This is a genomic window from Roseovarius gahaiensis, assembly GCF_011601345.1.
GTDB classification, from domain to species: domain Bacteria; phylum Pseudomonadota; class Alphaproteobacteria; order Rhodobacterales; family Rhodobacteraceae; genus Roseovarius; species Roseovarius gahaiensis.
In genome coordinates this window covers 109,264-130,951 of record NZ_JAAORB010000004.1, presented here as the reverse complement: position 1 = coordinate 130,951, position 21,688 = coordinate 109,264, and the positions used below count along the sequence as shown (strand labels likewise).

The 21,688-nt window shown below is 60.0% G+C and carries 19 protein-coding genes; 9 read left to right on the top strand and 10 right to left on the bottom strand.

Going from position 1 to position 21,688, the window contains the following annotated elements; genetic code table 11:
* Window positions 1-17 precede the first annotated feature (17 nt).
* The 5 genes from HAT86_RS04190 to HAT86_RS04170 all read right to left on the bottom strand — a co-directional run bounded on the left by HAT86_RS04190 (window position 18) and on the right by HAT86_RS04170 (window position 7,708).
* The gene (locus HAT86_RS04190; protein WP_167193708.1) at window positions 18-2,084 is read right to left on the bottom strand and encodes a dipeptide ABC transporter ATP-binding protein; all 2,067 of its coding nucleotides are present in this window, start codon (window positions 2,082-2,084) and stop codon (window positions 18-20) included.
* 1 nt (window position 2,085) lies between these two features.
* Entirely contained in the window at window positions 2,086-3,030 is a 945-nt protein-coding gene (locus tag HAT86_RS04185) for an ABC transporter permease (RefSeq protein WP_331272495.1), read from the bottom strand.
* Window positions 3,011-3,955: an ABC transporter permease gene (locus HAT86_RS04180; protein ID WP_167193706.1), complete on the bottom strand. Its 945-nt coding sequence runs from the start codon at window positions 3,953-3,955 to the stop codon at window positions 3,011-3,013. The genes HAT86_RS04185 and HAT86_RS04180 overlap by 20 nt, the downstream gene beginning before the upstream one ends.
* A 76-nt stretch (window positions 3,956-4,031) precedes the next feature.
* The gene (locus HAT86_RS04175; RefSeq protein ID WP_167193704.1) at window positions 4,032-5,582 is read right to left on the bottom strand and encodes an ABC transporter substrate-binding protein; all 1,551 of its coding nucleotides are present in this window, start codon (window positions 5,580-5,582) and stop codon (window positions 4,032-4,034) included.
* 104 nt (window positions 5,583-5,686) lie between these two features.
* Window positions 5,687-7,708, bottom strand: coding sequence for a CocE/NonD family hydrolase (locus HAT86_RS04170; RefSeq protein ID WP_167193702.1), 2,022 nt, complete (start codon window positions 7,706-7,708; stop codon window positions 5,687-5,689).
* A gap of 134 nt (window positions 7,709-7,842) precedes the next feature.
* Here HAT86_RS04170 and HAT86_RS04165 point away from each other — a divergent pair, with 134 nt between their 5' ends.
* Window positions 7,843-8,655, top strand: a complete 813-nt coding sequence (locus HAT86_RS04165; RefSeq protein ID WP_167193701.1) for a helix-turn-helix transcriptional regulator — start codon at window positions 7,843-7,845, stop codon at window positions 8,653-8,655.
* Between the two features lie 28 nt (window positions 8,656-8,683).
* Here HAT86_RS04165 and HAT86_RS04160 read toward each other — a convergent pair whose 3' ends face one another.
* The 4 genes from HAT86_RS04160 to HAT86_RS04145 form a co-directional block, all read right to left on the bottom strand.
* Window positions 8,684-9,571 (bottom strand): IS1 family transposase, encoded by an 888-nt coding sequence (locus HAT86_RS04160; RefSeq protein ID WP_231125807.1) that lies wholly within the window; start codon window positions 9,569-9,571, stop codon window positions 8,684-8,686.
* Window positions 9,572-9,726: 155 nt separating this feature from the next.
* Window positions 9,727-9,957, bottom strand: a complete 231-nt coding sequence (locus HAT86_RS04155) for a hypothetical protein (RefSeq protein ID WP_167193699.1) — start codon at window positions 9,955-9,957, stop codon at window positions 9,727-9,729.
* Window positions 9,929-10,459, bottom strand: a complete 531-nt coding sequence (locus HAT86_RS04150) for a Panacea domain-containing protein (protein WP_167193697.1) — start codon at window positions 10,457-10,459, stop codon at window positions 9,929-9,931. The genes HAT86_RS04155 and HAT86_RS04150 overlap by 29 nt, the downstream gene beginning before the upstream one ends.
* On the bottom strand, window positions 10,459-10,638 hold the full coding sequence (locus tag HAT86_RS04145; protein WP_231125806.1) for a histone H1: 180 nt from the start codon (window positions 10,636-10,638) through the stop codon (window positions 10,459-10,461). Before HAT86_RS04145 ends, HAT86_RS04150 begins: the two co-directional genes overlap by 1 nt.
* A 316-nt stretch (window positions 10,639-10,954) precedes the next feature.
* On the opposite strand from HAT86_RS04145, the gene HAT86_RS04140 reads away from it, so the two are divergent.
* From HAT86_RS04140 to HAT86_RS04105, 8 genes are all read left to right on the top strand, one after another.
* A complete protein-coding gene (locus HAT86_RS04140) occupies window positions 10,955-11,842 on the top strand; it encodes a LysR family transcriptional regulator (protein WP_196780506.1) in 888 nt (295 codons plus the stop codon).
* 91 nt (window positions 11,843-11,933) lie between these two features.
* On the top strand, window positions 11,934-12,764 hold the full coding sequence (locus tag HAT86_RS04135) for a putative hydro-lyase (RefSeq protein WP_167193693.1): 831 nt from the start codon (window positions 11,934-11,936) through the stop codon (window positions 12,762-12,764).
* 36 nt (window positions 12,765-12,800) lie between these two features.
* Window positions 12,801-13,838 (top strand): TRAP transporter substrate-binding protein, encoded by a 1,038-nt coding sequence (locus tag HAT86_RS04130; RefSeq protein ID WP_167193691.1) that lies wholly within the window; start codon window positions 12,801-12,803, stop codon window positions 13,836-13,838.
* A gap of 29 nt (window positions 13,839-13,867) precedes the next feature.
* A complete protein-coding gene (locus HAT86_RS04125) occupies window positions 13,868-14,419 on the top strand; it encodes a TRAP transporter small permease subunit (protein WP_167193689.1) in 552 nt (183 codons plus the stop codon).
* Window positions 14,416-15,702 (top strand): TRAP transporter large permease, encoded by a 1,287-nt coding sequence (locus HAT86_RS04120; RefSeq protein WP_167193687.1) that lies wholly within the window; start codon window positions 14,416-14,418, stop codon window positions 15,700-15,702. Before HAT86_RS04125 ends, HAT86_RS04120 begins: the two co-directional genes overlap by 4 nt.
* A gap of 51 nt (window positions 15,703-15,753) precedes the next feature.
* On the top strand, window positions 15,754-16,521 hold the full coding sequence (locus HAT86_RS04115; protein ID WP_167193685.1) for a 5-oxoprolinase subunit B family protein: 768 nt from the start codon (window positions 15,754-15,756) through the stop codon (window positions 16,519-16,521).
* Window positions 16,518-17,555 carry a 5-oxoprolinase subunit C family protein gene (locus HAT86_RS04110; RefSeq protein WP_167193683.1) on the top strand — a complete coding sequence of 346 codons (1,038 nt, stop codon included), beginning with the start codon at window positions 16,518-16,520 and terminating at the stop codon, window positions 17,553-17,555. The genes HAT86_RS04115 and HAT86_RS04110 overlap by 4 nt, the downstream gene beginning before the upstream one ends.
* Entirely contained in the window at window positions 17,552-18,325 is a 774-nt protein-coding gene (locus HAT86_RS04105; protein WP_167193681.1) for a LamB/YcsF family protein, read from the top strand. Before HAT86_RS04110 ends, HAT86_RS04105 begins: the two co-directional genes overlap by 4 nt.
* Window positions 18,326-18,583: 258 nt before the next feature.
* Here the strand turns inward: HAT86_RS04105 and HAT86_RS04100 are convergent, their stop codons facing one another.
* Window positions 18,584-21,685 carry an efflux RND transporter permease subunit gene (locus tag HAT86_RS04100; protein WP_167193679.1) on the bottom strand — a complete coding sequence of 1,034 codons (3,102 nt, stop codon included), beginning with the start codon at window positions 21,683-21,685 and terminating at the stop codon, window positions 18,584-18,586.
* Window positions 21,686-21,688: the final 3 nt, after the last annotated feature.

Below are 21,688 nucleotides of genomic sequence, written 5' to 3'. Positions count from 1 at the left end.
TCTTTATTTGATGTGTGTCACGACTGGACAAGTGGGAAATGGCAAGCATGTCGCCGCCCGTCCGGCATCGTCATATGAGGTGGCTTCTCGGCCCTGCAACGATCCTGTGCAAACGGACAGCGGCCTGCGAAATCGCAGCCCTTGGGCCGATTAAGCAAGCTTGGCACCTCGCCCGAGATTGATACATGCACGCGGCGGCGATCCGGGTCGGGCTGCGGCACGCCTTGGACAAGGGCCTGCGTGTAGGGATGAACAGGCCGTGCAAAGACTTCGTCGGTCCGCCCCTCTTCGACGATGCGGCCCAGATACATGATGGCCAGCCTGTCGGCGATATGGCGCACCACGGGCAGGTTGTGCGTGATGATCAGGTAGCCCAGCTCGTGCTCGGCCTGCAAATTGGCCATGAGATTGAGAATCTCGCCCTGCACCGACACATCCAGCCCGGCGGTAGGCTCGTCGGCGATGATCAGCTTGGGGTTCAGGGCCAGTGCGCGGGCCACGCCGACACGCCGAGCTTGCCCGCCTGACAATTCATGGGGGTATCGCGACAGAAAGGCTTTGGGCAGGCGCACCATTTCGGCCAGCCGCTCGGCCTCTTTGTCCAGATCAACACCGGCGATACCGTGAATCTGGAAGGGTTCGGTGATCAGGGCGCGCACGGATTTGCGCGGGCTGAGCGAGCCGACAGGATCCTGAAACATCATTGCCATGTCCCGGCGCAGCGGCTTGAATCGTCGTTCGGGCATATTCTGGGTTTCTGTGCCTTCGAAGCGCACGCTGCCCGCTTGCGACGGCACAAGGTTCAGCACACAGCGGCCCAGTGTCGTCTTGCCCGAGCCGCTTTCGCCAACCAGCCCGACGGTTTCGCCCGGGGCAACGGACAGGCTGACATCAAGCACAGCATCCACGTGGCGCTGGCGGATACCGTTCAGACGCGCGCGCAGCGGTCCGACTGTCTGGAACTGGACATTTAGATCAGTGACCTCAAGCAGAGGAGCGTCACGTATCGCGCGCGCGGGCTTGGCCGCACCGGCGTCGCCTTGCCCGACGGTCATAACGTCCAACGGCGGCGGCCAGCTTGGGTCATGGTGCGGCCCGTCCAGCAGGTGACAGCGCGCAAGGCTCATCTCGCCACGGGTCACATCCGGCGGCATCTTCTCTTGACAGGCGGGCAGCGCCCGCGGGCAGCGCGGCGCAAAGATGCAGCCCGACAGCGCCTTGGTCAGGTCGGGGATATCGCCGGGGATCACCGGCAGTTTGCGCGACACATCGTCGATCCGTGCCGGATCGCATTCCAAAAGCGCGCGGGTATAGGGATGCTGCGCATTGTGGAAGATTTCGCGCACGTCGCCTGCCTCGATGACCTCGCCGGCATACATCATGATCACGTCGTCGCACAGCTCGGCAATCAGGCCAAGGTTATGCGAAACGACGGCAACTGTTGCGTCCAGTTCCTTCTGGAGATCCTGCAAAAGGTGAATGATTTGCGCTTCCATTGTCACGTCAAGCGCAGTTGTCGGTTCATCCGCCAGCAAAAGCTGTGGCCCGGTCAGCAGCGCCATGGCGATCCCGGCCCGCTGACGCATTCCGCCCGAAAAATGGTGCGGATATTGGTCGATCCGCTTGTCCGGGTCGGGGATGCCCACTTTGCCCAGCATCTCGACGGCCATGCGGCGTTTCTCGGCCGTGGACACATCCGGTCGCCGGTAAAGGATGTCCAGCATTTGCTGGCCATAGGTCAGCACCGGGATTTGGCTGGTCATCGGGTCTTGGAAGACCACCGATATTTCCTCGCCGCGGGTGGCGCGCAGCTGCGCCTCGCTGGCGTGCAGCAGGTCGCGGTCGCCAAAGCGGACTTCGCCGTCCGTCACTTCGGCGTTCTTGGCCAGTAGGCCCAGCAATGCCCAAAGCACGGTGGATTTCCCCGATCCGCTTTCGCCCACGATCCCCACGATCCTGTTCTTGCGGATCGGAAAGGAGAAGTCGCGCAGCGCCTTGACCCGGCCCCGCGGCGTGCGGAAATCAACCGAAAGGTTGCGAATGTCCAGCAGCGTTTCGGGCGCGTCTGTGGTATCCTTGGGCATATTAGCGTCCTTTCCCCATGCGTGGGTCGAAAATGTCGCGCAGTGCCTCGCCAAGGAAGGTAAAGCCTAGCGTCGTCAGGATCAGCGGGATGCCCCCTGCGATTACCATCCAAGGCGCATCGCGGATCACCAGATAGCCCTCGTTCAGAATCGTCCCCCAACTGGCGGTGGGTGGCGTCACGCCGAGGCCCAGAAAGCTCAAGCCCGCCTCGACAGTGACCACCACTGGCACTTCCATCGCCGCGAGGATCAGCAGCGGCCCGACGACATTGGGCATGACGTGGTGCAGAAGGGTTCTTGTCATGCTGGCGCCCAGCGAGCGTTCGGCGAGGATGAAATCGGTGTTCCTCAGTGTCAGCGTGGCCGTGCGGGCCACCCGCGCATATTGCGGGATTGATGTGATGATCACGATGGCCAACACGACGCCGAGGCTTGGTCCGGTGAGGGCCACAGTTGCCAGCGCCAGAACGATTGTCGGGAAAGAGCGCACGGTGTCAAAGGCCAACAGAAGCAGATTGTCCAGCCAACGGGGCCCGAACCCGGCGATCATGCCGAGGATCAAGCCGATGACCAATGAGACAGAGACGCCGATCGCCGCGATATAAAGGGCCACCCGCCCACCGTAGAGAATGCGTGACAGCGTATCGCGGCCCAATTGGTCGGTGCCTGCCAGATGCTCCAGCGTCGGGCCGGACAGACGCGCCGGGACATCCAGCGCGTTCGGATCATAGGGCGCAAGCCAAGGTGCAAAGATGGCACTGGCAAAGAACAGCGTGACAAGGATCAGCCCGGTCAGCCCCTGCCAATTGGTCAGGAACATATGCAGCTTCTCGCGGCGTTCACGGGCGGCGGATTCGCGGATTTCGGCCTCGGTCACGTGATCGGGTAGCCCCGTCGCGTCGACAGCCGGAATACCGGTTTCGGATTCAGAGCGATTCTCGGACACGGGGATCAAACCAAGCTATGAGGATGTCAGAAAACAGGACGACGAGGATATAGAGGCCTGTGGCCACCAAAACCGCGCCCTGCACGATCGGGAAGTTGCGCGCCATCACGGCGTCGAAGATCAGCTTGCCAATGCCGGGGCGGGCAAAGATGATTTCGGCAAATACAGTCGCCGAGAGCATACCGCCAAACCCCATACCAATCAGCGTGATGGTGGGAAGGATGGCCACCCGCAGCGCGTAGCCAAAGATCACCCGCCGCGGCCGTAAGCCAAAAGCGCGCGCCGACCGAATGTAGTTTTCGCCCATCACCTCCAGCATCGAGGCGCGCACCATCCGTGCCAGATACCCCACCCAGCTTAGCCCGATGGCAAAGGCGGGAAGGATCAGGTGGGAAAGCTGGTCGCCAATATCTCCGGATTCTCCCGCGCCGATGGCCGGTAGCCAGCGCAGATGCACCGCAAAGATCAGCAGCGCCCAGATCGACACCAAGAATGACGGAACCGCAATCGTTCCAACCGACAGCACGCCGGTGATGCGGTCAATCCAGCTGTTGGGTTTGACCGCCGCCAAGCAGCCCAACGGAATTCCAAGCAACATGGCCCAGCCCATCCCCGCGCCGACCAGCGCCAGCGTGAAGCCGATCCGCTCGTTGATTATGGCGGTCACCGGCCGATCCGAGAACACGTCCAGCCCAAGATCGCCGGTCAAGGCATTGCCGATATAGATCAGGAACTGTCGCCAAACGGGGTCATCCAAGTGCATCTTTTCCGCATAGCGCGCGATTGCCTCGGGCGTGGCGCGCGGACCAAGCGCGATGGTCGCCGGGTCGCCGGGTATCAGGTGCAGCAGCGAAAACAGCACCAGCACGACCAAGCCGATGACCATCGCCGACAATCCCAGACGTTTTGTAAGGTAATACAGCACGTTCGGCCTCTCTTCGATCGATTTGCACAATACCGGCCCGCGCGGTGCTGCGCGGGCCGTTCCCGAAGGCCGATGATCAGCCTTGGCCGAACCGACGGTAGTTCAATTCGCCCGACGGGGCGGCATTCACCACCACCTCGGTGCTGTGCACGAAGGCTTCGGGCTCGTGGTTGATCCAGACATAGGCGCCGGTGTTCTCCATGATCTCTTGCATGCGAACATAGATGTCGTGGCGCTTTTGCGGATCGGTCTCGTTGATGCCCTCTTCGTAGAGGCGGTCAAATTCTTCGTCCGTCCAACGCTCCCAGTTCCAGACCCCGACCTGATCCGAGGTGAACCACTGTGTCGCCTCATAGGGGTCCGGCGTGGTGCCGAACCGCATCAGCCAAAGTTCAAGATCCTGCCATGTGTCGCCTTTGCTTTCTTGGCCCATGTCCCAGTAGGGGCCGCTGTCAAGCGGCAGAATTTTGACGGTGATGCCCACCTGCATCAGGTTCGCCTGAATGATCTGGGCGGTCAGCATCCGCTCTTGGTTGTTCAGGGTGCGCAGCGTCAGGCTCAATCCCGACACACCGGCCTCGGACAACAAGGCGCGCGCCTTTGCCGGATCATAGCTATAGCCCGTGGTGTCCCGCTGGCCGGTCAGACCGGGGCAGATGATGCCGTGCGACTTGGCCGTTGTCCCCGAGTAGGCGCCTTGCAGGATCGTATCGACATCCACCGCATGCTGGATCGCCTGACGGATGCGGATATCTTGCAACTTCGGATGTTCGGTGTTCATGCCCATCCACATGTATTGCAGTTCTCCGGCCACGGCGATGTCGGTGCCGTCCGGAAGATCTTTGGTATACCGCGCAAGCGTATCGGCGCCGACCTCGGTGCAGTCCAACTCTCTGGCCTCAAAGGCCAATTCCGCCGCCTTGACCTCGGTGATGACGTTGCATTCGACCTTGTCAAAGGCGGGCTTGGGTCCAGTCCACTCGGGGTTTGCGGAAAAGACTGCGCGCTGGCCCGGTGTCGCCTCGTATGTGTAAGGGCCGCAGACCGCCGGGAACTTCGTGGTGAAACTACCGCCCACATCCGCCATCGCCTTTTCGCTTAGAACCGCACCGGGCCCATGGCACAGCGTGATCATGATGAACGGCGCGAAGGGCTTGGCAAGAACAATGGTTCCGCTGCGGTCGCCGGTCACTTCGACGTGGTCCAATGCTTCGAAATAGCCGGACCAGTCGGTGTCCTTCATCCGCTCGTAGGAAAACTTGACATCTGACGCCATGACCGGGCCGTAGCCGTTTGACCAGATCAGGCCCTCGGCCAGTTCAAAGTCGATATGCGTGGCGTCGCGTTGTTCCAGCTTGGTGACGAAATAGGTCGGCTCCCATGTGAAGGTTTCTCCGTCACGGGCATATTGCGCAAGGAACGGCAGGCATTGCTTCTGGGCTTCGATCTCGGTGCCGCCACTCATGAAGCCCGGGTCAAGCACATTGTTGTCACCGTCGATGCGCAGGCGCAGTGTGCCGCCTGTTTGCGCAAAGGCCGCTGTGGTCCAAGCGGGGGCAAGTCCAAGGGCGCCCAAAGCCGCCGTCGTGCCGAGAAAGCCCCGGCGAGTTGTTCCTGTCTGTTTCATCGTCTTGTTCTCCCTTAACTATTTCTGATCGGAGCATGCATGGTGTTGAAACCGATCACTTTCGCATGAATTCGCTACATACGCCGGACATCGCTTCTACTGACTTACATGTGGTCACGCGGTATGCGTTCTTCCCATTGTTTTTCCGCGATCAGCGTATCTCCCTCCCAGGCGCGCAACTCGGCGGTGATGATAAAATCGTTGGCATCGGTGTGCAGCAATGTGCGGGTCTCGGACCGCACCGACCAATCGTCGCGGCTAAGCCCGTAATGCCATTCGGTCCGCCCCCAAGCCGAGGTCACATCATCAAGCTGAACGCCATATGTTTCATACCCCTGCTTGTGCAGTGTTAGGTCATTGGTCAGCAAACGCGTGACCCCGCCGCCATCGGCGAATTGCATTTGTATGTCGTTGTTTGCCGCATCCTCGACAATGCGGAACCACGTTTCGGGTTCGACAATCTGTTCGGTCGGGGGCGGCGGTGCGGCCACTGGGGCGTCGAACGCGGCCAAGGTATCATCCAAGGCGGCAGGTGCGCGCAATGGCAACTCCAATGCGCTGCCATCGGTGTGAACGCTGAACATCACCGGATCGGGCGTTGGCCAGATCATCGGAAAATAGCTGCTGGACAAAGCCAGCCGCAGCCGGTGCCCGGCGGGCAAGGATTGCGCGACGTGCTTCATGGGGATTGTCACGTTGTAGACTTCGCCGGGCTGCAACATCTGCGGCTGGTCGTGTCCCTGAAGGTGGTTGATGTTGAAAACACCAAAGGACAGGCGAGTCGCGCGGCCATCGGGGTGAACATCCACCAACCGCGCGGCAATTTGCGCCACCGGCCTGTCCACGGCAAGCCGCAAGTGGACATTGGCATCACCCGCAAAGGCCAGCCCATCCTCGGGCACGTCGATTTCAAAGCACAGGCTTCCGGCGTCTTCGCGGCGCTGGTCCAACGGGGCGTCGCCCGGTGTGCCGTAGCCACACCATTTGCCAGAGGCCATGCCCACATCCGCGGGGCTGTGGTGATGCAGGACGGTGCTTGCGGATGGTTGCGCGGTGCTCAATCCGCCGTCTGGTGTCAGGTGGAACGCTGTCCGCGTCACCTGCGGTGAGGGCCAGCTTGGCTCGGCAATCCAATGGCCGGGGCGGTGCGTGTAATGGCCCTTGGGTGTGGCGCTGTCTTGCATGTAGAGCCGCATCATCGGCTCGTCCATGATGCCGGTTTCGCGCCCTTTGAGCCAGTGATCCCACCAACGCAATTCGTCCTGAAGAAAACCTATCGCCGGGCCGGGTTCGCCCATGTGCGGATAGCGATGGGCCCATGGTCCCACCAAGCCCTTTTTCGGCCCCGGCAAATTCTCCATCAGGCGAAACACGCTGCGTGGATAGCCATCGGCCCAGCCCGAGACCGCGTAGACCGGCACCTGAACCTTTGACCAGTCCTCGCAAACTGACCCATGCTGCCAGAAGGCGTCGCGCCGCTGATGCTGTAGCCAATTCTTCAGCCACAAACCGCTGCCCTCAAGACGCTCTAGCCATAAGTCGCGCCATTTTTCGCCCACATTCGCGGGGTCGGGGGGCAGGGTATTGCGCCCGAACATGATCGAGGCCCAGCTTAGTTGCTCACCCAGAAGGCAGCCGCCCATGTAGTGAATATCGTCGGCATAGCGGTCATCGGTGGAGCACAGTGTCACCACGGCCTTAAGCGCGGGCGGCTGCAACGCTGCGATCTGCAAACCGTTGAACCCGCCCCAGGAAATGCCGATCATGCCGACATTGCCATCGCACCATGGCTGATCGGCGATCCAGGCGATCGCGTCGCACCCATCTTGCAGTTCTTGCGGTAGGTATTCATCCACCATCAGCCCTTCGGAATCGCCTGCACCGCGCAGGTCCAGCCGGATCACCGCATAGCCATGCCCGGCCAGATAGGGCTGCATTGACGCATCGCGCGCGGTGGTGAAATCGTTTTTGCGATAGGGCAAATATTCCAAGATCGCGGGAACCGGCGCATCTTCTGCGCCTGCTGGCATCCATATGCGCGCGGCCAGCTTGCAGCCATCAGGCATCGGAATTTCCATATGATGGATTTCCTTAACCTCTTGGGGGAATTTAACCACATGCTCCATTTGCCTGCCTCCGATTTGCCGCACATCTCAGTGATGCCTTTGTTGGTCGAAAGCCTATGTCCCTTGGCATAACGTGACAACTTCGCGACCATTCGCAAGTTGACGCGATTAAGGCGTCACTATAAGAATGAGACATGTCTGATGAGCTTCGCCACAACCTCGCCCTGCTGTGCAGTTACCACCTTTCAATTGCAGAGGTGTGCCGCAGGCTGGAAATCAACCGCCAACAATTCAACAAGTATCTTGCTGGTAGTTCGCATCCGTCGCGCCGCAACATGCGGCGAATCTGCGATTTTTTCGGCGTCTCGGAATCCGAGCTTTTGCTGGACCCGCGACAGTTCGAGGATGTCATCGCGCTAAAACGCAGGCCGGTCCAACAAGAGGCGCTGAGCAAACCCCTGCGCCATCTCGACAAGCTGTATCAGCACAGCCAAGACTTGGGAAAATACCTGGGCTACTATTTTCGGTATTTCTATTCTTTTGGAAACCAAGGCAAGGTCATCCGGTCTCTCGCGCTCGTCTACAGCGAAGATAACAAGTATTATTGGAAAAATATCGAAATCCTGCGAGACCCCAAGACCGGGCGATCAAACGGCTTGAACAAGTACGAGGGCGTTTTGTTCTATCTTGCCGACCGTCTCCATATTCTGGAGTATGAAGCGATCGAGGTAAACACGATCACGCAGGCAACCCTGTACCCCAGCCATCGCAACCGCATCGGCCTGTTGCTGGGTATCCAGACCGGCGGACCAACAAGACGCGGGCGCAAACCCGGTGCCTCGAAAGTGGCGCTTGAGTATTTGGGAACCGATATCAATGTGCGCCAAGCCTTGAAACGGACCGGACTGTTCGACCCTAATGATGGCGCGATCCGATCGGACATTCTGTCATTGATCGAGAATACCATTGAACCGCCCTCTGTTGTCTTGGATGTGGAAGAACCGTGATGCCTAGGCCGGAACGGTAGGTAGTGTCTCAGTTTGAAATTGATTTCTTTTTGTAGGGGCCACGCTTCTTAGGTGCTGGTGCGCGCGCGTCGATCAGGCCCACGATCCATTCCATATCGTGCAGCGTGTCGGACACGCCAGCCGCCATCGCGGCTGTCATGCGCAGGCTCTTGTGAACCCGCACAAAATTGTAGTGCACGAAGTAGAGCGAAAGCATGTGCAGGTGGTTTTCCAGCTTCTTGGAAAAGCCATTGGTCAGGCGGGTAAATCGGCGCATACCCATGCGCATTGTGAGGTTTTGGCGCTCAACGTATGACGTGCTGACGTGCGCCATGTCGTGGCGACCTTCAACAGCGCGCTTCTTAATCCCGGTGCACTCAGCCGGAGAATACTTGCGCTCTGCTGTTTTGCCGCCCAGATCGCCATACAGCTTGATAAGCTGGGCATAGTCCACATCGCCACCAAACGCGCCTTCTACGGCCTCCAGATAGGCGCGGCGGCCATCCGTGGTCAGTTGCACGCGGCTGGAAAGGCGGGCACACAGATCGTCCATAAACTCAATTGCCGTTGCCGCCGAACGGTCACCAATCTCGTAAGCCAAAATCATCTTGCTATCAGCGTCGATAGCCGTCCACGTCCACACGTCGCCAGCGCCATCAGGAGCGGCCTTAGCGGTTTTTACGTTCTTGTCCTTGGCGTAGACGAAAGACCAGATTTCATCGCACTGGACGCGCTGTGCGTTCACGTTGCGCACGGCTTCATCGTGGTAGGCCGCACACGCTTCACCAGCGTCCACCAGCAGCTTGGAAACGGTATTGATCGACACGCCTGTAATGCGGCTGATTGAGCGCATGGAAGAACCCTCAACAAGCATATTGAGGATGGTGCAGCGGGTTTTGGTGTCGAGTTTGTTCATACCTAGAATATAAGTATGCAGGCCCTATTTAACAAGCAAAAAGTTCACTTTGTTTTCTTGCCGAATATGTAGCCAGCTACCGTCAACTGAAAGGTCAGTAGGCGCTCTAACGCTGTCCCGAGGTTCTCAGCCCATATAGACGCAAACCCAATCACTCAAAGCGCAAAAAACCCAACCATAAGAAGAATGAAGCTCAAGTTGAGCGAACTATCATCCGAGCCTATCAACCTCCCGATGGGGCCTTGCTGCGCCGAAAGGGTTTCCATATCCCGATTATGTCGGGCCTGAGCCGCTCTTTCTTCCGGAGACTCAAACGTTCCTGACGCCTCCGCTTCAGGCGTCGGGTCGCGCTCGAGATCAACCTGTTTTTCTTTGATTTTCGCCATCGGCATCAACTTCTGTCAGCAGACGGCAAAACTCTTCGTGAATATACTCGTCCGGGATCGGTGTGTTTTGAGCAACTCTAAAGTTGTTCTCCTGTGCAACTTTATGCCAAGGAGTGCCGGGGCGGTGGGTTAAATCAGACAAAGAAAAGCTCGTCATGTGGCCATATCTGTCCCATACCCAATCAATAAGATTGAGAACTTCCCGATCTCCTTCATCAACCCTATCAGGCTCTCCAAACGGAGATGCAGATTGAGGCGCATCAATCTCGCGCCTGCCAAAAAGCTTCAATGCGTGATAAAGGCTTGGGAACACTGGGCCAAACTTCCAAATCTGAGGCCCCTCGGAAGTAAGGCGCGAGCCCTCCAAACCGTAATGCCCGAGCCAATAGCCGTAAGAGCAGTAAACAAGCTTTTGAAGCTTCATATGCTCCAAGCCATAGGGCTCGCCGTGACGGTCAATGAACTCATTCGCGATAGCAAGAGGGGTATAAGGCGCAGCCATCACTTCCACCTCGCGTCTGCGGCCTTGCGCGCGATCTCTGAGCGCTGGGCGTCCGTGGTGTTGTCCTGACGCGCCTTCGCGCCCGCCAAACCGCTCTTGCGCTTGGCCGGTTGTTTCAGTGTTGTTTCTTCGATCTCGCCCGTTGCGATCTTTGCAATGTGGACAGCATTGCCGATCACGTCCGCTGGGCGCTTTTGGCCTTGCGGTCCTTTTGGCATCGTCTTCCTCCTGTGCGTGCGGTCTAATGCCGCCTAAGATGCTTGTTACCACATCTAGGCAATATATGTAAGCTTGTCGTGACACTGACAAGAGCGCATCGCGCGGGCGTGACAATGTATGTAAGAGGTTAAGATTGCGTTGAGCCATATAAAGACTCCCTGATTTCAAACTGAGACACTACCGAACGGTAGGCTGACTTGGGTCGTGTGGTGATCGCGCTCCTGATCCGGCACTGGCCTGTGGGTTTCGGCGCACGCGCTTTGTATGGTGATGGTCATGTCGCGAATCAATCTGGAACAGCTCAAGACATTTTTGTCCGTCGTCCGTCTGGGTGGGGTGGGCAAGGCGTCGAAGATGCTGAATCTAACCCAGCCTGCTGTCACGACGCGCATCCGCAATCTTGAACGCTCTCTTTCGACCGAGCTGTTCGATCGCACCGGAAGCAGTTTGCGCCTGACCAAGCGTGGTGAGCTATTGTTGAAATATGCCGAGCAATTTGAGCAGCTCAGCGAGTTGGTGGCCCAAGACGTGATCGACCCGACAGGCGTGGAGGGGCATCTGCGGCTGGGCGTGTCCGAGACCATCGCCCAATGCTGGCTGCCGGATCTGATTGCCGAACTGCACCAACGCTATCCTCAGCTTGAGATCGAAATCAATGTTGATATCTCGATCAATCTGCGTGCCGCTTTGTTGGACCGCGAGATTGATCTGGCCATTCTGTTGGGGCCGGTATCAGACTTTTCCGTTGATAATATCGAACTGCCGGGGTTTGATTTGGCGTGGTATCGCGCCGTTGGTCAGGACGCGCCTGATCAGCCCAACAGTTATTTTGCGCGCCCGGTGATCACCTATGCCCGCAACACCCGCCCACATCGGGAATTGAAGGCGGAACTGTTCGAACGCGTTGGGCCCGGCGTGACATTGTTTCCATCTTCGTCCCTGTCAGCTTGCTTTCGTCTGGTCGAGGCGGGTTTGGGCGTGGCCGCGTTGCCGCGGGCCTTGGGGGCCAGGTATGTGGCGACAGGCCGGATCACCGAATTTGATCCCGGCTGGCATCCGCAGCCGCTGCGCTTTTCTGCGTCCTACATGGGGGAACCGCGAAGCCCGATCGTGACGACAGCCGCGCAAACCGCCTTGAAAATCGCATTGAACTACGATCAGTGATAAAAATATTTTATATCAACTGTAAATTTTATTCGATTTGCGTTTATTGTCTTCTTTGGTGATCCTGCACATTGTATCGGAGGGCTGCCAATTGGACATCACATACGAACACTTGCAGGGCTCAGGCGCGGGTGACGTGCGTGCCGCGATCCGGTCGGGTCGCTATAGTGGACAGACGGCTGGGTTGGGGGCTGGTTGCTTGCAGGCCAATGTGGTGATCATGCCCGAGGCTTATGCCTTGGACTTCATGCGCTATTGTCAGCGCAACCCCAAGCCGTGCCCGTTAACCGGTGTCTCCGACACCGGAAACCCGATGATGCACACCTTGGGCCGCGATATCGACATTCGCAGCGATGTGCCGGCCTACAATATTTACCGTGATGGCAAATTGGATGGGTCTGCCGATAACATCCTTGACCTGTGGAGCGATGATATGGTCGCCTTTGCGCTGGGGTGTTCTTTCACCTTCGAACATGCCGTCCAACGCGCGGGCGTGCCGCTTTGGCATATCCGGCACAACACCACGGTGCCGATGTTCCGCAGCAATATTGAGACTGTTCCGGCGGGGCGGTTTTCGGGCAAGATGGTGGTCAGCATGCGCGCCATTCCTGCCGCGCATGTCGATGATGTAGCCGCCATTTCGCGGCGCTATCCCTTGGCCCACGGCGGGCCGGTGCATATCGGTGATCCGGCGCAGATCGGCATTACAGATACCTCCTGCCCCGATTGGGGCGATGCGGCCCCGATTGGCCGCGACGAGGTGCCGATGTTCTGGGCTTGTGGCGTGACACCGCAAGTGGCGGTCGAACAAGCGCAATTGCCGCTTTGTATCACGCATAAACCCGGTCACATGCTGATTGCCGATGTGCCGGAAGATGCCGAAGTTCCGGTGATCGCGCCTCAGATGTCCGCCGATGCTTGATGCGAACACAACACCACAACCAACATGGAGAATAAGATGAAACATATTCTGACAACAGCCGCCGCCGCAGCGATTGCGGCCACGCCTTTGGCCGCACAAGACCTGTCGGTCGTCGGCAGTTGGTCCAGCCTGCCACTGCACAAGCAGTTCGAGACACCGTTTTGGACAGAAACGCTGCCCGAGGCCTCCGGTGGGTCGATCAACGTGTCCCTGACCACCCATGGCGAGATGAACTTGGGCGTGGCCGACGTGTATCGCCTGTTGGGGCAGGGCGTCTATGACGTGGCAATGACCGTGGCCGATTACGCCGTGGCCGACTCGCCCGCGCTGGAAAGCCTTGACGTTCCATTGGTCGCCCTATCCGCCGATGAGGCCCGCGCCATGGTCGATACCGCGCGCCCGATGGTGGAAGACATCTATCGCGACACGTTCAACAGCCATGTGCTGGCGATTGCGCCTTACCCACCGCAGGTTGTGTTCTGCAATGCCGAGGTCAACAGCCTTGATGATCTTGAGGGGCTCAAGGTGCGGGCCTCGGGACGCATGACGGCCAAGTTTCTTGAGGCGCTGGGCGCCGAGGGCGTGAATGTCAGCTTTTCCGAAGTGCCGGGCGCGCTGCAAAAAGGCGTGGTTGATTGCGCCGTCACTGGCGCCGGATCGGGGTATAGCGCCGGATGGTGGGAAGTTTCGACACATCTGCTGCCCATTCCGCTGGGTGGATGGGATCCGGTTGTCACCGCGATCAATATGGACAAGTGGCAAAGCCTTGATGCCGACACGCAAAGCCTGATCGAAAGCCAGATCAAGACCGAATTCGAAGATCCCGCATGGGCCGTCGCACAGGATGCGTTGGTTAATGATATTGCCTGCCTGACCGGCAATGGCGAATGCCCGGCCGGTGACGCGCGCGATATGACGCTGGTCGAGGTGTCGGATGCCGATTTCGAAAATGCACGCGAGATCCTTGTGACCGAAGTGCTGCCTGATTGGGCGGATCGCGCCGGTGCCGATTGGGCGCAGCGCTGGAACGCGTCGGTTGGTGAAGTGGTCGGTGTCAGCATCCCCACCGAATAAGACCTGGCACTGAACGAAAGAGGCCCCCGATGGCAGAGCGACTTCTGAAAACACTGCGTAGCCTGAACCGGGGCGTTGCCATAGCTGTTGGCATCATGCTTCTGGCCTGTGCCGCGGTTGTGTTGTTGGATATCGGGCTGCGGCAATTGGGGGCCTCTTTCGGTGGAACCGATGAAATCAGCGGCTATGCCATGGCCATCGCCACGTCATGGGGCATGGCATATGCCCTGCTGGAACTGGGCCATGTGCGGATTGATCTGATCCGTGGGCGCGTTGGCGCCTTGGGTCGGTCTTTGTTCGATCTGTTGGCAATGGTGGTGCTGGCGGCCACTGTCAGCTTGATCGCCGTCAAATGCTGGCCTGTGCTAGAGCGGTCGCTTTCGGTCGGGTCACGGGCCAATACCCCGTTGGAAACCCCCTTGTGGTGGGTGCACGTGCCATGGTTCGCGGGCTGGGCATGGTTTGCAATCATGTCGTGGCTGACGTTTTTGGCGGCCTTGACGTTGGTCGCGCGCGGCCGGTTCAAAGCGTCCGAGGCCGCAATCGGCGCCTTTGGCGAAGAGCAGGAGGTGTTGAAATGATCACCTATGTCTCGGTTGGCCTGCTGGCCCTGCTTAGCCTGTCGATCCCGGTGGGAATTGTTCTATTCCTGTTGGGCTTTGGCGTGGATACGTTCTTTAGCGCCTTTCCGCTGACCCGTGGCTTGGGCAACATGGTGTGGTCTACCTCGAATAACGCCACGCTGATCGCCATTCCGTTTTTCGTGCTGTTGGGCGAAATTCTTGTGCGCAGCGGCGTGGCCGGGCGCACCTATGCGGCGCTTGATAAATGGATCTCATGGCTGCCGGGCGGTCTGGTCCATGCCAATGTCGCAACCGCAACGATGTTCTCGGCCACCTCGGGCAGTTCGGTGGCAACCGCCGCCACCGTGGCCACGGTGGCGATGCCACAAGCCGAAAAGCTGGGCTATGATCCAAAACTGTTTTCCGGTGCGATTGCGGCAGGCGGCACGTTGGGCATCATGATTCCGCCGTCGATCAACCTGATCGTTTATGGCTTTCTGACGCAAACCTCGATTCCGCAATTGTTTTTGGCCGGGTTGGTGCCGGGTATCGGCCTTGCGCTGGCCTTTATCGTGATGACGGCGATCATCTGCATGATCCGCCCCGAGCTGGGCGGTGAACAACGGCTGTTCGCGCTGCCGGTGATGCTGCGTGCGCTGGCGCATCTGGTGCCGATCATCCTGCTGTTCACGGTTATTATCGGCACGATCTACAAGGGCTGGGCCACCCCGACCGAGGCCGCCGCGGTGGGCGTTGCCGGGGCGCTGGTCATTGCAGCGGTGTTCGGGGGGGTATCGGTTGGCATGCTGACCGAAAGCCTGTTGGGCACGATCAAGATCACCTCAATGATCATGCTGGTCGTTCTGGGGGCGTCTTTCCTGAACTTCACGCTGGCCTCGGCCGGGCTGGGGCAGGAATTGCGCGCCTTTCTTGAGGGGCTGGGCCTGACGCCGTTGATGACGATCTTTGTGATCGTCGGCATTTATATCGTGTTGGGCTTTTTCATCGAAACCCTGTCGCTGATGGTGGTCACGATCCCGATCATCGTGCCGCTGGTGGTGCAATTGGGCTATGATCCGATCTGGTTCGGTATCTTGATGATCGTATTGATCGAAATGGCCCTGATCACCCCACCTGTGGGTCTGAACCTGTACGTGGTGCAGGGCGCGCGCAAATCGGGGAAAATGGGCGATGTGATGCTGGGCGCACTGCCTTACGTGTTCGCCATGTTCCTGATGGCGATGGCCTTGATCGCCTTTCCGCAAATCGCGCTTTATCTTCCGGGTGCCGTTCAGCCCTGAGCCTTGCGCCGCTGACGCCCCACGCAACCCGAAACCAGACAGCATGGTCATATGACATCGCACCCCGCCGAAACCGGACCCCAAGACGCCACGGGCTGGCCCCGCATTCGCACCGTGGGTGTGGTTGGCCTGCTGGTCAGCTTTGGTGACCAGTTGACCGAACCCGCCAACCGTGCGGCGCTGGCCCTGCGTGCCGCGATCGAAGCCGAAGGTTGGGACGGGGTTGAAGAATGTTCAACTTCGCTGGTCTCGGCCTATGTCCGGTTTGATCCGCTTTGGATCAACCACAGCGATCTGCAAAACCACTTGCGCCGCCTGCTGGACAGCCGTGATTGGTATCAGGCCGATCTGCCACAAGGTCGCCGCCTGTGGCGCATTCCGACGGTCTATGGCACCGATCTGGCCCCGCAATTATCCGAGGCGGCGCAAGCCGCAGGGCTGACCGAGGCCGAGGCCATTGCCTCGATCTCGGGCACGCGGGTGCGGGTGCAGACCATCGGCTTTGCCCCCGGTCAGCCCTATTTGGGCGCGTTGGACGAGGCATGGAACATCCCCCGCCAAAAGACCCTGACCGAGCGCGTGCCCGAAGGCGCGCTGACGGTGGCGATCCGGCAGCTTGTTCTGTTTTCTGTCAGCACCCCAACCGGATGGCGGCATATCGGGCAAACGGCGTTTCGGCTGTTCCGGCCCGAGGCCGACACGCCCTTTGTGCTGCGCCCCGGTGACGAGGTTGAATTTCAGCCAACCACACCTGAAAAATTAGCGGCCATGCGTCAGGACGGGCCGGATGGCGGCGCCATGTCCGAGAAGATCACATGACCCGCGTGCTGATCGTCCACCGGGCCGGGCCGGGCGTGACCCTGCAAGATCAAGGGCGCCCCGGCTATCTGGGCTTTGGCCTGTCGCGCGGGGGCGCGGCAGACCGTCTGGCGCTGGCCGAAGGGGCCGCGCTGTTGGGGCAGGGCGATGATTTGGCCGCGATTGAAATGGCTGGACTGGGTGGCGAGTTCGAGGCCGGGGCGGATATGCGCATCGCGCTGACCGGCGCGCCCATGCGCGCGTCGATTGATGGCACGCGCATCGCATGGAATGCCTCTCATGCCTTGCCGCGGGGCGCGCGGCTGTCCATCGGCGGGGCCGAGCAGGGCAGTTACGGATATTTGCACGTCGGTGGCGGCGTGGATTTGCCCGCGCAGCTTGGGGCGCGGGGCGCGCATCTGGCGGCCGGTGTGGGTCATGCGGTGCAGGCGGGGGATGATCTGCCTTTGGGGGATGATCCCAAGCCGGGTGAGGTCGGGCAGGGGATTACGCCCTTGCCACGGTTTGACGGCGGCACCGTGCGCGTTGTGCCAAGCCTGCAAACCGATTTCTTCGGGCCCGATCAGATTGCCCGATTCGAGGCCACGGAATTTCACCGTGACACGCGCGGCAGCCGGATGGGGGTACGTCTGATCGCCGAGGCTGCAGACCCGCTGCACAGTGACACGGGCCTGTCTGTCTTGTCCGAGGTGGTCGTGCCGGGCGATATCCAGATCACCGGCGACGGCACGCCGTTTGTCTTGCTGAGTGAATGCCAGACAACCGGGGGCTATCCGCGCATCTGTTCGGTTCTGCCGTGTGATTTGCCGATTGTCGCGCAGGCCCAGCCGGGGGCGAGGTTGCGGTTTACCTTCGTCACATTGGACAACGCTGTCGAGGCCGAGCGCCGCGCCGCCGCCCATCGGGCGGGGCTATGCAGCGGGTTGCATCCCTTGGTCCGCGATCCGCATGACATCCGTGATCTTCTTTCCTATCAATTGATCGGCGGCGTGACCGCTGGAACCGAGCTTGACCAAGAAAAGGCCCAAACATGACGCGCAGCGTGGATTTGAATGCCGATATGGGCGAAAGTGTTGGCCCGTGGAACATGGGCGACGATACCGCTTTGCTGGACGTGGTAACGTCGGCCAATATCGCCTGTGGCTTTCATGCGGGCGATTGGAACGTGATGGCGGCCACGATGCGGGCCGCCCATCAGCGCGGTGTCGGCATCGGCGCGCATCCGGGCTTTGCCGATTTGCAAGGGTTTGGCCGTCAGCGTATGCATGTGCCGCGTGAAAGCCTGGGCAACATGGTGCGCTATCAGATGGGCGCGGCCATCGGTATGGCCCGTGCCAATGGTGCCCATGTGCGGCATCTGAAACTGCACGGCGCGCTGGCCAATATGGCCGCCGAAGATCACGACCTTGCACTGGCCTGTTACGAAGCAGCGCTGTCGGTGGACCCCGATATCACGATCATGGTGCTGGCCGGCACCGCGCAACAGGCCGCTGTGGCCGATCTGCGCTGTAACGCGGCCTGTGAGATCTTCGCCGACCGCGCCTATAACGATGACGCCACGCTGGTCGATCGCAGCCTGCCCGGTTCGGTCATCCACGATGCGGCCGAGGCGGCCAGCCGTATTGTCGAGATGGTCACCGCCGGTGCGATCATCGCCCAAAGCGGGCGGCGCATCGACACCCGGATCGACACGATCTGCCTGCATGGTGACACGCCCGCCGCTGTGGATATCGCCCGCCAAGTGCGCGCCGGTCTAAAAGACAGCGGCGTCACGCTGGCCCGGTTTCAGGGCGCACCAATTTAGTGTTCTGCGCCTGACACCAGTTTCCCAGACCGCCCGCACGGGCTGGCGATTGGTCAGGCTGGGCGCGCCACTCCGATCTTTTTCGGATTTGGCTGGCATAAAGTGCTTCTGAACTGCCGTCTGATCGCCACCCCGCGGTCTGGCAAGGGGCCGACTTCAACGACAGTTGCTAACTGGCCTTGGCGTATAGGAAAGGTCCGCTCCCTACACTGAAAGCCGTCATCGAACAGGTCCACCCGGACAACTCGCCCCTTGCCCTCAACCTCCGCCGGTTTTGCGAAACAGGCGGGTGACGATCACGAAAAACAGCGGCACAAAGATCACCCCCAGAACGGTGGCCGACAAGGTGCCGCCCAACACGCCCGAGCCGATCGCGTTGCGCCCGCCCGACCCCGCGCCGGAACTTAGCACCAACGGTAGAACCCCCAGCGAAAACGCCATCGAGGTCATGATGATCGGGCGGAAACGCTGGCGCGCGGCTTCGGCCACGGCGTCAATCACGCGCTCGCCCGCCTCGTATCGGTCGCGGGCAAATTCGACGATAAGAATGGCGTTCTTGCCGGTCAGGCCGATCACCGTCAGCAGCCCCACCTGAAAGAACACGCCATTTTCAAACGCCCCCAGCCACGCGCCGAGCAAAGCGCCCAACACCCCGATTGGCATGGCCAGCATCACCGCGAAAGGAATGGACCAGCTTTCGTAAAGCGCTGCCAGCGACAGGAACACGGCCGCCAGTGACAGGGCATATAGCAGCGGGGCCTGATTGCCCGATTGCCGTTCTTCCAGCGACAGCCCGGTCCAAGCCAGATCATAGCCATCGCCCAATTGTCCCACCAACCGCTCCATTTCGGCCATCGCCTCGCCGGTGCTGACGCCTTGCGCGGGCGAGCCTTGGATCTGGATCGACGGGATGCCGTTATAGCGATACAGCCCCTGCGCGCCGTAATCCCATTGCCCTTCGGCGAAGTTGGAAAACGGCACCAGCCCGCCGCTGGCATTGCGCACGCGCCATTTCTCGATATCCGAGGGCGTGGCGCGGTCGTCGGCCTCGCCCTGCACATAGACCCGCTTGATCCGGCCTTGGTCGATGAAGTCGTTCACATATGTCCCGGCCCACGCGATTTGCAGCAACTGCCCCACATCCGTCGGTGTCAGCCCCATGGCCCCGGCCTTGCGCCAGTCGATATCCAGATTGAATTGCGCGGCATCTTCCAAGCCGCTTGGTCGGACCGAGGTGACGACATCGCTTTGCCCCGCCATGCCCAGCACCTGATTGCGGGCGTTGATCAGGTCTTCGTGGCTTTGGCCATCGCGTGCTTGCAGGTAGAAATCAAAGCCCGACACGTTGCCCAGTTCGATCACCGAGGGCGGCACGATGGGGAACACCTGCGCATCACGGATCTGGCTGAACGCGCCAAAGGCCCGCCCGGCCAGCGCCTGAACACTTTGCGCAGGCGACGGGCGCTCATCCCAATCCTTAAGCTGAACAAAGGCGATGCCCATGTTCTGCCCGCTGCCCGCAAAGCTGAAGCCGACAACCCCGAACATGGATTTCACCACCTCTGGTTCTTGGGTCAGGTAATAATCTTCGACCTGCTTGACCACATCCAGCGTGCGTTCGGCGGTGGCGCCTGTGGGGGTCTGGATCAAGGTGAACAGGATGCCCTGATCTTCCTCGGGCAGAAACCCGGTGGGCGTGCGCATGAACAAAAAAACCATCGCGGCGGCCAGTGCCAGATACACAAGGCCCACCCGCAACGGGCGGCGCACGCTCCAGCGCACGGTGCCGGTGTAGCCGGATAACACGCCGTTAAAGCCTTTGTTGAACCAGGCAAAAGGCCCGCGGGTTGCGCCATGCCCCTTGGGCTTGAGCAATGAGGCACACAGCGCCGGGGTCAGCGTGATTGCCACCACCACCGACAGCGCCATTGCCGACACGATGGTGATCGCGAATTGCTGATAGATCACACCGGTCGAGCCGGGAAAGAACGCCATGGGCACGAACACCGCCGATAGCACCATGGCAATCCCGATCAGCGCGCCGGTGATCTGCCCCATGGATTTATGCGTGGCCTCGCGCGGTGGCAGGCCTTCTTCCTCCATGATGCGTTCGACGTTTTCGACCACGACGATGGCATCATCCACCAAAAGGCCGATGGCCAGCACCATCGCCAGCATGGTCAGTGTGTTGATGGTAAATCCTGCCGCTGCAAGCACCCCAAAGGTGCCCAGTAGCACGACCGGCACGGCCAGCGTCGGGATCAGTGTGGCGCGCAGGTTTTGCAGGAACAGGAACATCACCAGAAACACCAGCCCGATCGCTTCGAACAGGGTTTTGACCACCTCCTTGATCGAAATCTCGACAAACGGCGTGGTGTCATAGGGGATGACGTAATCCACGCCTTCGGGGAAAAACCGGGCGAATTCGGCCATCCGCTCTTTCACCGCTTCGGCGGTGTCCAGCGCGTTGGCCCCCGGTGCAAGGCTGATCGCCATACCCGCCGCCGGGGCGGCGTTGAAGCGGGCGATGGTCGAATAATTCTCGGCCCCGATTTCGACGCGCGCCACATCATCCAGCAGAACCAGCCCGCCATCGGTTTCGGCGCGCAGCACGATCTGGCGGAAATCCTCGGGCGTGCTGAGCAGGGATTGCGCGGTGATCGTTGCGTTCAATTGCTGACCATCGACCGCAGGGCGCGCCCCGAACGCCCCGGCCGAGATCTGGGCGTTTTGGGCCGAGACGGCGGCCACCACATCGGCAGGGGTCAATTCGAACGCGGCCAGCTTGGCCGGGTCCAGCCAAATTCGCATGGCGTATTGCCCGCCAAACACATTGACCGATCCAACACCGTTGATCCGGCTTAACTCATCCACAAGGTTGGTGACCATGTAATCGGCCAGATCGACCTGTTCGAGGCTGCCATCGGATGAAATCAGCGCCACCACCATCAGGAACCCGGCGGATGATTTTTCAACGGTCAACCCCTGCCGCTGGACGGCCTCGGGCAATAGCGGTGTGGCCTGACTCAGTTTGTTTTGCACCTGCACCTGCGCGATATCGACATCGGTGCCGGTTTCAAACGTCAGGGTCAGTTCCACAGTGCCCGCCGCCGTTGATGAGGACGAGAAATAGCGCAGCCCGTCCAGCCCGGTCATCTGTTGTTCGATCACCTGTGTCACCGTATTGGCCACAGTGTTCGCCGAGGCCCCCGGATAGCTGGCAGCAACCGTCACCGAAGGCGGCGCGATTTGCGGGTATTGCGCGACCGGCAACATACGGATCGCCAAAATGCCGATCCCCATGATGATGATCGAGATGACCCACGCAAATACGGGCCGGTCGATGAAAAAACGTGCCATGTG